The 12,308-nt window shown below is 66.9% G+C and carries 9 protein-coding genes; 5 read left to right on the forward strand and 4 right to left on the reverse strand.

Annotation, left to right across the window (positions count from 1 at the left end):
* The first annotated feature begins 130 nt into the window (after positions 1-130).
* The 5 genes from BM394_RS17215 (at position 131) to BM394_RS17235 (ending at position 8,096) form a co-directional block, all read left to right on the forward strand.
* A complete protein-coding gene (locus BM394_RS17215; RefSeq protein WP_092979662.1) occupies positions 131-1,372 on the forward strand; it encodes a beta-ketoacyl-[acyl-carrier-protein] synthase family protein in 1,242 nt (413 codons plus the stop codon).
* Entirely contained in the window at positions 1,369-2,505 is a 1,137-nt protein-coding gene (locus BM394_RS17220) for a beta-ketoacyl synthase N-terminal-like domain-containing protein (protein ID WP_092979663.1), read from the forward strand. The genes BM394_RS17215 and BM394_RS17220 overlap by 4 nt, the downstream gene beginning before the upstream one ends.
* Positions 2,502-3,761: a beta-ketoacyl-[acyl-carrier-protein] synthase family protein gene (locus BM394_RS17225; RefSeq protein WP_092979664.1), complete on the forward strand. Its 1,260-nt coding sequence runs from the start codon at positions 2,502-2,504 to the stop codon at positions 3,759-3,761. Before BM394_RS17220 ends, BM394_RS17225 begins: the two co-directional genes overlap by 4 nt.
* Positions 3,762-4,009: 248 nt before the next feature.
* On the forward strand, positions 4,010-6,619 hold the full coding sequence (locus tag BM394_RS17230; protein WP_092979665.1) for a helix-turn-helix transcriptional regulator: 2,610 nt from the start codon (positions 4,010-4,012) through the stop codon (positions 6,617-6,619).
* A 475-nt stretch (positions 6,620-7,094) separates the two neighbouring features.
* Positions 7,095-8,096, forward strand: a complete 1,002-nt coding sequence (locus tag BM394_RS17235) for a helix-turn-helix transcriptional regulator (protein WP_139235252.1) — start codon at positions 7,095-7,097, stop codon at positions 8,094-8,096.
* A 65-nt stretch (positions 8,097-8,161) separates the two neighbouring features.
* Here BM394_RS17235 and sbnB read toward each other — a convergent pair whose 3' ends face one another.
* The 4 genes from sbnB to BM394_RS17255 all read right to left on the reverse strand — a co-directional run bounded on the left by sbnB (position 8,162) and on the right by BM394_RS17255 (position 12,131).
* Positions 8,162-9,178 carry a 2,3-diaminopropionate biosynthesis protein SbnB gene (gene sbnB, locus BM394_RS17240; RefSeq protein ID WP_092979672.1) on the reverse strand — a complete coding sequence of 339 codons (1,017 nt, stop codon included), beginning with the start codon at positions 9,176-9,178 and terminating at the stop codon, positions 8,162-8,164.
* 22 nt (positions 9,179-9,200) lie between these two features.
* On the reverse strand, positions 9,201-10,214 hold the full coding sequence (sbnA, locus tag BM394_RS17245) for a 2,3-diaminopropionate biosynthesis protein SbnA (protein ID WP_092979673.1): 1,014 nt from the start codon (positions 10,212-10,214) through the stop codon (positions 9,201-9,203).
* 154 nt (positions 10,215-10,368) lie between these two features.
* Positions 10,369-11,160: an ABC transporter permease gene (locus BM394_RS17250; protein WP_092979675.1), complete on the reverse strand. Its 792-nt coding sequence runs from the start codon at positions 11,158-11,160 to the stop codon at positions 10,369-10,371.
* Positions 11,157-12,131 carry an ATP-binding cassette domain-containing protein gene (locus tag BM394_RS17255; protein ID WP_217643564.1) on the reverse strand — a complete coding sequence of 325 codons (975 nt, stop codon included), beginning with the start codon at positions 12,129-12,131 and terminating at the stop codon, positions 11,157-11,159. Before BM394_RS17255 ends, BM394_RS17250 begins: the two co-directional genes overlap by 4 nt.
* Positions 12,132-12,308 lie beyond the last annotated feature (177 nt).

The raw sequence follows: 12,308 nt of genomic DNA on the forward strand, positions 1-12,308 counted from the left end.
TTGCAGGTACCGGCAATTCCGGAGTCGTGGGACGGAGTGCGTACCTAGACTTCGTGCCGACCCCGACGCACGGACCGATCACTCGGTTCGGAGTGGACCGGCGGCACTCCGATCGGCGACTGGAGTTGTGATGACTTTTCCGGCTCGTGACGACACCGGTGAGCGGGTCGTGGTGACAGGTATGGGAGTGGTGTCTCCCACCGCCACCGAGTTGGCCGACTACGTCGCGGCGTTACGAGCCGGACGTACCGGTGCCGCCCCGATCACCGGCTTCGATACCACCGGTTTCGATCACCCGGTCGGCTGCGAGGTGAACGGTTTCCGGCCCGAGCGATGGATTCGGCGCCTACCTGTCGAACGACTCGGCCGAGCGGCGCGTTTCGCGGTGGCCGCTGCTCGGATGGCTGTGCGCGATGCGCGGCCGTCCGAGGACACGCTCCGTGGTGATGGGGTGATCTCGGTAGGTACCACCAACGGTGGCGGGCCGCAGCTCGAACGTCTCGTGGAAACCGAGGCGCTGCCCGGTGGGGGAGCTCGCGATCCACTGCCGACCGGGACGGTTCTCCCGCACAACCTCGCCACTTCGATCTCGCAGGAGTTGGACCTGCCCTCGGCGCTCCCGTCCGTGCTGGGCACGGCGTGTGCGGCTGGTAATCACGCCATCGGTGAGGGCGTCGACGCGGTTCGCTCCGGCGTTGCCGAGTTCGCGCTCTGCGGGGGAGCCGATGCCATGAGCCGCAAACTGTTCAGCGGATTCTCGCGGCTGGGATTACTGGCACCCGACGCGTGCCGCCCGTTCGACAGCAACAGGGCGGGCATCCTCCTCTCGGAAGGGGCGGGGATGCTCCTGCTGGAGAGCAGGCGTGCCGCACTGGCGCGCGGTGCTCCCATCCACGCCGAGGTGCTCGGTTACGGGCTCAACTGCGACGCCCTGCATCCCGTCGCACCCGACCGGGCGAGCGTCGCCTCCTGCACTCGTACGGCCCTGCGGGACGCGGGGATCTCTCCTCGGGACGTCGATCTCATCTCGGCGCACGGCACCGGAACCGGTCGTAACGACGTCACCGAGGCGGGAGCGGTGCTCGACGTGTACGGCGAGACACCGCCGCCGACCGTTTCGGTGAAGTCGATGCTGGGGCACGCCATGGGAGCGGCGAGTGCGCTGGCGGCGATAGCGTGTGTCTCCGCGATCACCCACGGGTTCGCCCCGCCCACCATCAACCACCGGGAGCTCGACCCGGAGTGCCCGATCGACTGCGTACCCAACCGTGCGGTGGAAGCCGATCTACGGATAGTGCAGAGCAACGGGCTGGCCTTTGGTGGCAGCAACGCCGTCGTGATCTTCGGAGAACACGACGGGAGGACACGATGACCCCCGCCGCCGCACCCGGTGGACCTCCCTGTATCAGCGCCTGGTCAGCCCTGTCTCCCGGGGGAATCGGCCGCGCGGCTTTCGTCGACGGCCTGCGCGCCGCTGCCGGTGGTCCCACGAGTATCGAGTGGGAGTGGCCGTTGGACTCCTACGGTCGAGCTCATCTCGTTCCCGGATTCGACATTCCCACGTTGTTGGGACGCAAGGGCGCTCGCTCACTTGATCGACTGACCGGGCTGGCGGCCGCCACCGTGAGTCGACTGCTGGGTGGCGATGCCGGGATGGCCGAGACCGATGGGGTCGGCCTGGTACTGGGCACCACGGCGGGCAGCTCGCAGAGTGCGATGGATTTCACCCGCCAGGGGCTCACCGGACGTAGGCCCCACGAGGTCGATCCGGCGCTGCTGCCGAACGCCATCATGAACCGTGCCGCCGCTGAGTGCGCCATTCGCCACGGTCTCACCGGCCCCAACACGACCGTCGCCGGTGGCCGGGTGGCCGGGCTGCTCGCGCTCGCCCAGGCGAGTCGGTTTCTCGGAGCGGGCAGAGCCGAGCGCGTCCTCGTCGGTGCCGCCGAGGAGTGCTCGCCGGCCAGGGTGTGGTTGTCCCGGCGTGACACGGATGCTGTGGCCCCTCCGGGCGAGGGCTGCGGGCTGCTGGTGCTGGATCGTCCCGACTCGACGGTAGCTCTGGCCGAGGAAGCGGGACGGGCCGAAGTGGTGGCGACGGAGACCAGAACGCGATTGCCGGATGAGATCGGGACCGCGCTGACCGAGTGCGTGCACGCGCTGCTCGCTCGTTCCCGTACCGAACCGGCGGAGGTATGGGCCGCGGTGGGCAGCGGTGCGTCGGGCTCCCTCGGACTCCTGGAGACCCGGGCACTGCGAGGGGTGTTCGGCGACAGCGCGCTGGCCCGAGTGCCGAGCGTGGACCGCTTCGGTGAGCTCGACTCGGTGTCGAGCGTCTTCGCGATCCTGGCCGCACTCGTCTCCGCCGAACGGGAAACGGCGGTGCGGGAGAAAACCGCGGTGATCTGCGCGGTCGACCCCTGCGGTACGGCAGCGGCCACCCTGCTGCGGCTGTCGAACGGTCGGACCTCCGGCCACCCCCACGTGAAGGGAGAGGGAAGATGACCACGTCCACGCCCGTCCCGCTGGACCGTGCGAACTCGACGCGGCGCGTCGTGGTCACCGGTCTGGGAGTTGTATCGAGCATCGGCAGCGGTCGCGAGGCGTATCTGGCTGGGCTGCGCGAGGGCAGGTGCGGTACCGGGCCGATATCGCTGTTCGACACCACGGGATTCCGGCACGGGAACGGCTGTGAGGTAACCGACTTCGATCCCGCGGAGGTGCTGCGTACCGTCCGTGCCGAGGAGTTCGGCAGGGTCGGTCGGTTCTCGGCGGCCGCTGCCAGAATGGCCGCGACGGACGCGGGACTTCCCGAGGGCCCGACGGGATCCGGGCTAGTCGCGGTGGGAACCACGGATGGTGAGTCGCTCGATCTGGACGAGTTGGCGGCATCGTTCTCCGGATACGGTTCGTCCGACGGTGCGGAGTCGACCAGAGCGGGGCGGATTCGGCCGGCCCGCTTGTCCACGGCGGCGGCGCGTGAACTGGGACTGTCCGATGTCGAAGTGGTCACGATGCCCACCGTGTGCGCCGCGGGCAACTACACCCTCGGGTACGGACTGGACGCGCTTCGGGCAGGCGACGTCGACTTCGCGTTGTGTGGCGGGGCCGAGTCCGTCTGCCGCCGAACGTTCGCGTCGTTCTACCGGATGGGAGCGCTCTCTCCGGATCTGTGCAGACCGTTCGACCGGGATCGCGCCGGCGTGGTTTTCGGTGAGGGTGCGGCGGTCCTGGTACTGGAATCGCTCGAATCGGCGTCGGCCCGCGGGGCGCGGGTGTTGGCCGAGGTGCTGGAATACCACCTCAACTGCGACGCGATGCACCCCACCAGACCCGATGAGGACAGCGTGACCGCGTGCGTGGCCGGCGCGGTGCGGAATGCGGGGATCTCCCCGGCGGAAGTCGACCTGGTCCTCGCGCACGGAACGGGAACCCCCATCAACGACTCCCTGGAGTCCAGGGCCTTCGGTCGCGTGTTCGGCTTCGACGGGATACCGCCGGTCTCGGCGCCGAAGTCGATGATCGGTCACACCATGGGAGCCGCCGCCGCGCACAGTTGCACCGCCGCGGTTCTCGCGCTGGAGCACGGTTTTCTGCCGCCCACCGTCAATCACGGCACCACGGATCCGGACTGTCCGGTGGACTGCGTGCCGAACCGCTCCCGTGCCGCCGATCCGCGCACGATTCTGGTGAATTCCCTGGGTTTCGGTGGTGGCAACGCGGCGATGGTGCTACGGCGCTGGGAAGGTGGAGAGCCGTGACACGGCGGTACCCGGCGTCCGGCGTTGCGAGTGCGCTACCGGTTCCCGGACTTCCGGGATTCTCGACCTCGCGGCGAGCTCGGGAGTGCCCGGCTTCCGGGGTGGGACACCGGTCGTCGGACGATCGACGGCGGAGTTTAACAGCGTGAATCCCGTGGGCGAACGGCGCACGGATATCGTCCCGGAAATCCGTGTTCATCTCCGGGATCCGGTTGGCCCGTAACCACGAATGGACTAGAAATGCGATTGTGCTGGATCGTGAACCATTCGTGGGCAGAGAAGCCGAACTCGCCGAGGTGCACGAGGGGCTGACCGATCCCCGGTGTTCGGTGATCGCGATCACCGGTTGCCGGGGCACAGGCAGATCCCGGATGCTCGACGCCACCCTGCGAATGTCGCAGGAGCTCGGTGCGTCGGCGGAACTATCCCGTGCCACCTCCGCCGCGCGGAACATCCCGTTCGGCGCCGTGGCACGGATGCTGCCGCAACAGGTCTCGGGATGGTCGGCACCCACCGAACTGATTCGCACCATGGTCGCGTTGTACGCCGAGCAGTCCTCGCGAACCCGTCAAGTGGTCGCTGTCGACGACGCGCATCTGCTCGACCCCGAGTCGGCGACGTTGCTGCACGCGCTCGCGGCGAGCGGCCACGCGCTCGTCGTACTGACGCTGGACGCCGACGTGGAGTGTCCGGACACGGTGACCGCCTCGTGGAAGGATCTGGGCGGACGGTTGGTCTCCCTGCGCCCGTTACGGATCACCGAGGTCTCCACTTATCTGCACGAGGCCCTCGAAGGACCGGTGAACGGTGCTCTGGTGCGCTCGATCGCGGAGGCGACCGAGGGCAACCTGCTCTGGATGCGGGAGTTGCTGCGCGGTGCGTTGGAAGTCGGCGCCATCGCTCGCAACCAGGACGGTCTTTGGGAGTTGATCGAAGCCCTGCCGTTGTCGGACCGGCTGCAGCAACTGTTGACCGCTCGGTTGCGCCACGCTTCGCCGGAAGCCCTCGAAGTGGCGACGTGGTTGGCGATGGCGGGAGACATGTTGCCGTTATCGGCGTTGGAGAGGGCGTTGCAACACCCCGTTCCGTCCGCGGCCGAGGCGGAGGGGGTCGTTCGGTTGGAGGGGCGTAACTCGGTCCGGCTCACCCATCCCCTCTACGGAGTACTGCTGCGCGAACGCACCCCTCGGCTGGAGCGTCGCAGGCGGCACTCCGCGCTCGTCCGTTCGATGCTCGCCGATACGCCCATCGCCAGCGCGGAACTGGTTCACGTGCTGTGCGACGGCGAGGAGTGCGGTGAGCAGATCGATACGGAGCTCGTGCTGCGGGCCGCGCGCGCCGCGATGGACGCAGGGGATTACGGAATCGGTTGGGAACTCAGCCGCTTCGCGGGAGCGGACTCGCCCGACGCGACTTCCGAGGCACTGGCCATCGCCGGTGAGTGCGGGCTGTGGTTGGGACGCGTGGACGAGGCGGAGAGTTACTTCAGACGGGCCAGATGTCGTACCTCGGACACGAACGTGCGTGCCGACCTCACGTTGGGGCTGGCCGCCAACCTGTTCATGGTCGCGGGCCGTACCAAAGCCGCAGGGGAGCTGGTGAACGAGATCACCGCACAGCTACCGCCCGAGGACTCGCGATATCAGTACGCGGTGGCGCTGCGTGTGGGCATGGCGGCCAACGCGGGACGGATGTACGAGCTCCTCGCGGAGCTCGCGGAAGTCGACGTGCCCTCGCTCCCTGCACTGGCCGCATCCAGGGTCAGCGCGTTGACCTGGACGGGTCGGTTGCACGAGGCGATCGACGCCGTCGGTTCCCTGACACGCGTTTCCGGCCCGGACCAGCGTCCGCCGTCGGATCTCGATCAGATCGTTTCCGTTACCGCGTTCGCCTATGCGGGAGAATTCCAGGAAGCCCGTCGACGTGCTCGTTCCGGCTACTACGAGACGCTGCGCAATCGCAGGCTTCCGGAGCAGGCGATGTGGGCCACGGCGTGGGGTGAAGTGGAGATGCTCACCGGGAATCTACGGACGGCCATGTCGTGTCTGCTGGAGGCCGCGGGCATCATGCGGCGTCGCCCGACGAGTCTCGGCCCCGCCGTGCACGGTTCTTGCCTGGGAAATCTGGCTCAGGTCGCTGCCATGTGCGGGGAGTCGGAGCAGGCGGAACGCGCACTGAGTGAGGGTGAGGAGCTGCCCCTGCGGGAGTGCTTCGTGCCCGAACTCGCCAGTGCCAGGGCATGGATGGAGAGCGGTACCGACCCGAGCAGGGGGCGGCGAGAACTGTGGGACTGCGTCGTCGAGGCCAGGAACTCGGGCGCGTTGCTGTGTGCAGCACGCACGTCGCTCGATTTGGCACGACTCGGCTGGGGGAAGGACGCGTCTCGTGTGCTGTCCGAGATCGAGGACGAGCTGCAGGGCGTGGTCGTGGCGAGTTGGATCCGGTACGCGCGAGCGATCGCAGCCGGGGAGCCGGATGGGCTGGTGCGGATCTCCGAAGAGTTGGAGGCGAACGGGATGCGGCTGCTGGCCGCGGAGGCTCTGCTGTTTGCGGGCGGCGAGTTCCGCGCTCGTGGTCGTACGGTCGCCGCCACGGGAGTGGAGCACTCCGGTGCCGGACTGGCGGAGTCGGTGGGCGCCAGAAGTCTGCTCACTGCCGCCCGATCGGCCGAAGTGCCGCTGACCAAACGGGAGAAGCAGATCGTGCGTCGGGTGCTCGCGGGGTGCCCGTCGGCGGACGTCGCCGGTTCCCTGGGAATATCCACTCGTACGGTCGAGTCGCATCTGCAGAACGCCTATCGCAAACTGGGAGTACATTCCAGGGACGAGCTCGCGCGGATCTACGGCGACTTCCTGTGACGCTCTTCCGGCGGGGCGGTTCCGGGACGTTCGAGGATTTTCGTTCCGGCGCATCCTGCTCGATAAAAAATTTCCATATGGATTTTTTCGTGGTGTCGCTCCGTGTTCGGTGCTACTGTCGGTGTTTTCCGGTCGATCCGTTGAACAGCTGATTCTTTCGTGGTGCTCGGCTCGTTTTCGCGGGGTTAACTTCTTGGGGGGCCGTGTTTCGGTTGTTCGGTTTGACATTAGCGATGGGCCGTGTTTCTCTCTCTGTCGAGAGTGGTTCGGGTTTCTCGGGCCTTCGGCCGCCCGACCGATTCGTCCTCGTGCGGAACGCTTTCCGCGCGAAAGGTTTTTCGGTGGGAAGAATCGCCGATGATGCCCGGCGGGGGAGTTCGAAAAATTCGATGGAACCTGGTTTCCCGCGGTAACCGACAGGACCACCTCGATACCTGTGAGCAATGAGCACACACGAATCATCCGTGGGGGCTACGTGACAGTCTTTACCGAGTCGCCGTTACGTCCGGACCGGCAGGAGCACGTCGATCACGTGCCCCTCGGGCTCTCCCGGTCGAGTGAAACCGTTTACCGGGCCATGCTCGGTTCGCCGCGCTTCCGACTCTCGGAGCTGGCCGAGTGCCTGGGCTACGACGTGGAACGACTGGCGGAGGTCGTCGAGGAGTTGCGGCTGGAAGGAATGGTTGCCGATTCCGCTGATGAGTCGGAAGCCGTCCGGGCCGTCGAACCCTGCCTGGCCCTGCGTGCGCTGGCTGCTCGACGCCTGTGCGCCACCCGCGGGATCGATCCGGTTCCTCGTCCCGAGGCAGTCGAGAGATTGATCAACCTGCGTGAACAACGACGTTCCGAACGTGAGTTCGAGAGTGCCGGACTCGACGAGCTCGCGGCGGTGGTGGAGCGTCTCGTGGCACACGCCGACCGTGAAGTGGTCATGCTGGTGCCGGAGAGCGAGCGGACCTCCTGCGAGTTCTCCCGGCTGATTCCGGAGTGGGCCTCGCGTCGTGGCCTGACCGTGCGGAGTGTCTGGCGGGCCGACGTGATCCGGTCGGCAGCGCGGCGAGCACACGGCGCCTGGCTGGGCCGTCAGGGCTTCGAGGTACGCGTGGTGCGGTCGGTTCCGCTTCGCGCGGTGCTGGTCGACGACGCCGTCGCCGTGCTGGGTGATGACGAGGAAGTGCGCGTGCTTCGCGGCACGCGACAGGTGACCGAGGTCCGCAGGATCGCCGCGGAGCTGTGGAACTCGGCCAGTCCTGTCCGGTCGGGAAGCACTTCCGACCGCGGTGCGGAAGTCGCGGGCTCGCGGCACGCGACGGTGCTGCGGTTGTTGGCGGAGGGGTTGACCGACGACGGCATCGCGCGCCGGACCGGCGTGAGTGTCCGCACCGTTCGCAACGATGTGGCCTCGGCCATGAGCAGACTGGATTCCCGAAGCCGATTCCAGGCGGGTGTCCGGGCGGCTCGGCTGGGACTGTTCTAGCGGTGCTTCGTGGGCTCGGGGGTGGTCGGCCTGACCGACCCCGAGCCCCGCTTCCGCCCTCGACGTCATCCGGCCGCGCCCGTGAAGAAACCCGGGATGGCAGTGCCACCAGCCGCGGCTGTCACACGTTCGTGTACCCACTTGCCCACCGCGAGGTCCAGTGCGCCCAATCCGAAGGGAGAGAAGATCGTGGCTCGGTCCTCGGCACGTTCGATCTTGCCGTTCAGTAGCTCGCCGATCGTGCCGTGGACGAACTCGCGGTGCCCGTCCGCCTGTTCGGTCAGGTGCAACGAGGTCTGCTCCCGCACGGCGTGGGCCACGTCGTCGGTGATGTTGAACGAGTTCCGGATCAGTTCCGGGCCCAGGTCACGCAACGAGACGTGCAGGACGACGGGATTGTGTTCCAGAAGAGCCGGATCGTGCAGGTGCGGTCGTCCCGCCACGGTGGTCAGAACCACCACGTCGGCGCCGAAGGCGTCCTCGGGGGAGTCGACGATCTCCACTTCCTCCGCGCCGTCCTCGGCCAGCAGTCCCGCGAACTTCTCGGCCGCCGTCGGATCGAGGTCGAAGAGTCGGTAGTCACCGACTTCCCAGTCGAGGTCACGGAAGAATCTCCGGACGTGATCCGCGATGAGACCGGTGCCGATGAAGCCGATCGATGTGGTCTCCCTCGAGCCCGACAGCGTTTCCGCGGCCAGTACGGCGGACGCCGCGGTGCGGGTGGCGGAGATGATGGACGCCTCCAGACAACCGAAGGGGTAGCCGTTCGTGCAGTCGTTGAGCAGCAACGCCGCTGAGGCACGCGGTATACCCTGTTCCGTGTTTCCCGGAAAGCTCGCGATCCACTTGATACCCGCTACATCGAACTCGCCTCCCAAGTAGGAGGGCAACGAAATGATCCGGTCCGATTCCCGGTGCGGGAACCGCAGGAAGCCGCTGTGGGGGACCACGCTCTCGAGGTCGTCGTGCGCGAGGTAACCACGCCGCACCATGTCGACGCAGGCCGGTCTGTCGGCGGCCACCTGTGCCAGTACCTCCTCGGCGGAAATGACGCGAAACGGCAGTTCGGAAAGTTCGGGCATGTTCATCTCCCGGGATGACGGATCAGGCTGGCAAGATCTGCGGGTACTGGGCGGAAAGGTCCACGTCCTCACCGAAGTTCGCGGAGACCCACGACGAGTCGTAGACGGTGTCGGCATAGGCGTTGCCACGATCGGCGCACAGGAAAGCCACCACCGGATGATCGTCCGGGCGATTTCCCACGCCTCCGGCGAAGTACCGTGAGATAGCGGCGTACACGCTTCCCGTGGAGCCTCCCGCGTAGAGCCCGTATTCACGGAGCAGGGCGTGACAGCCGCGGACGGCCTCCAGCTCGGGTACCAGCACCACGTCGTCGATCAGTGCCCGTTCGCACAACGGGGGACGGATACTGGAGCCCAGGCCGGGAAGTCGGCGCACTCCCGGTTCACCGCCGAAGATCGCCGATCCCTCCGCATCCACCGCGATCACCCGTACGTCGGGCCAGCGCTCCTTGGCACGTATCGAGAGACCGCTGATGGTTCCGCCCGTGCTCGTGCCGACGAACAGGTAGTCGATGTGACTCAGCTCGTCGCAGATCTCTTCGCCGGTGAGCCGGTAGTGCGCCGACAGCGCGTCGGGGTTGCCGTACTGATTGGGCCAGTAGACCTCCGCCAGTTCGGAGCGCAGCTGTGCGACCCGGGTCAGCCTCGTACTGAGGAAACCGCCCGAATCGTCGCGCTCGGTCACCTTTTCCACGCGGTCGCACAGCATTCGCAGGAAGGTTTCGGTGGAGGCGTTCACGTTGGGGTCGATCACCGGGACGAAACCGATCCCCAGTACGCGGCAGAACGATGCCAGCGACAGCGCGAAATTGCCCGAGGAGGATTCGACCACGGTGGTCCCCTCGGTGATCTCCCCGCGCTCGATCGCGTTTTTCAGGATCCAGAACGCGGAGCGGTCCTTGGAGCTTCCGTTGGGGTTGCAGTACTCCAGCTTGGCCCGCAGATCCAGTCGGCCGTGCGGTAGGTGGGAGATCGGCGTGCGCGGCATCGCACCGCGGAGCCCCGCGAGACGCTGCAGCAGGGGACGAGGGGTCATCGTGTGGTGCTCCGGTGATTGATCGGAATGTCTCCGGCGGGCGGGAATCGTCCGATCCGTTCCCACGGTCGCCCGCTCGCGGGGGAGGCGAGGTCCTTCGTCGGGCGGCTTGGGGTTACCGCACCCCGCGCCCGCTGCATGTGTCCGGCACCGGTCATCCGGTTGCGGCTTTCCGGTAGGCGCGGACAGTCAGCGGCGCCATGATCGCCGAGAGGGCTACCGTGAGCAGCAGTGCGCGGGGTTCCGGGTTCCGGACCACCAGCGCTCCGGCCTCCGAGGTGGCGATGTCGTTGCCGAAGAGCTTCCGGCAGGCGGCGACCACCACGCTCAACGGATTCCACTGGCAGATCGTGCGCAACCAGCTCGGTAACCCGTTCAGCGGTATGAAAGCGTTCGAGAGGAAGGTCAGCGGCATGATCACCATGAAGGTGACCGGGTTGATCACTTCCGGGCTGCGGAGCACCAGACCCAGCCACGCACCCACCCACGACATGCCGATACCGAGCAGCAGGAGGAGGCCGAAACCGCCGAGCACCGACAGTACGCCCGCCTCGGTGCGCCAACCGATGGCGAATCCGACCACGGACATGGCGATGCTGGACAGCACGGTCAACAGCACGTTGGAGGTGGTGCGCGCGATCATCACCGGAGTGCTGGTGATCGGCAGGGAGCGGAATCGGTCCACCAAGCCGTTGTTCAGGTCGTCGGCCACGCCCAGGCCCGTTCCGGAAACGTTCATGAGCATCGTCTGCGCGAAGATCCCGGCCATCAGGTAGTCGTGGTACTCGGCACCGGGCAGGGATATCGCGCTGCCGAACAGCACTCCGAACACCGCGACGTAGGCCACGGGCATGACGGTCATGCTGATCAGCTTCTCCGGCATCCGCACCAGGTGTCGGATGTGCCGTCCCAGCAGTGCCCAGGAATCGTTCATCAGTTCGATCACGTTCGGGCCTCTCCTCGCGCCGACCGATCGGTGACTGTGTTGTCGCCGATCAGTGAAAGGAACACGTCGTCGAGTGAAGGGCGGTACAACCCGAATTCGCCGGGTTCGACGTCGGCCCTGCGAAGCGCCTCGGCCGCCTGGGCGAGCGACTCGACGCCGTTGCGCAACTCGATCGACACTTCGCCGGTCGCGGTGTCCACACCGGGTTCTTCGAGCGCGATCGGAGCCAGTGCGCTCACCGTCCCCGGCAACTCGCTCCGCTCGCGAACCACGACCCGCAGTCGCTCACCGCCGACCCTGGACTTGAGCTCGTTCGGTTTGCCCTCGGCGATCACCGAACCCTCGTCGATCACGACCACCCGCTCGGCCAGCCGGTCGGCCTCCTCCAGGTACTGCGTGGTCAGCAACACGCTCGTACCCGCTTCGACCTGCTCGGTGATGCTGTCCCACAGCACCTGTCGGCTCGCCGGATCCAGCCCGGTTGTCGGCTCGTCCAGAAACAGCACCATCGGCTCGCCGATGAGGCTGGCCGCGAGATCCACCCGCCTGCGCATCCCGCCGGAGTAGGTTCCGACGTACCGGTCGGCGGCGTCGAGCAGATCGAACCGTCGCAACAGTTCGTCGCCGCGGCGCTCTGCCGCGAACCGGTCCAGGTGATGCAGTCGCCCGATCAGCCTGAGGTTCTCGCGTGCGGTCAGTCGGGCGTCGACAGCCGCGTACTGGCCGGTCAGCCCGATCCTTTCCCGTACCTTTCTGGGATGCCGGGCGACGTCGTACCCGGCGACCTCGGCATGTCCACCGTCGATGTCCAACAGCGTCGCCAGCATTCGCACCAGCGTCGTCTTGCCCGCGCCGTTGGGTCCGAGCACACCGAGCACGCTGCCTCCGGGCACCGATAGATCGACCGATCGCACGGCGAGTCGATCACCGTAGTTCTTGCGGAGTCCCTCCGCCTGGATGACGTTGTCCAAACTGGTTACCTCGCCTGCGGTCGTCGAAGCGGGCGCATCCCAGGCAACAGGATCGACACGGCGCGTGAGAAGTGAGCGGACGAAACCTTCCTGTTGCTGCAAGCCAGGTTGTTCGGTGGGCGCGGTCCGGATGGGATGAGATCGACCAACTCGCGCGCAGCTTCGTCCTCCACACGA

Source organism: Actinopolyspora lacussalsi subsp. righensis, assembly GCF_900116555.1.
In the GTDB taxonomy this organism is placed as follows: Bacteria; Actinomycetota; Actinomycetes; order Mycobacteriales; family Pseudonocardiaceae; genus Actinopolyspora; species Actinopolyspora lacussalsi.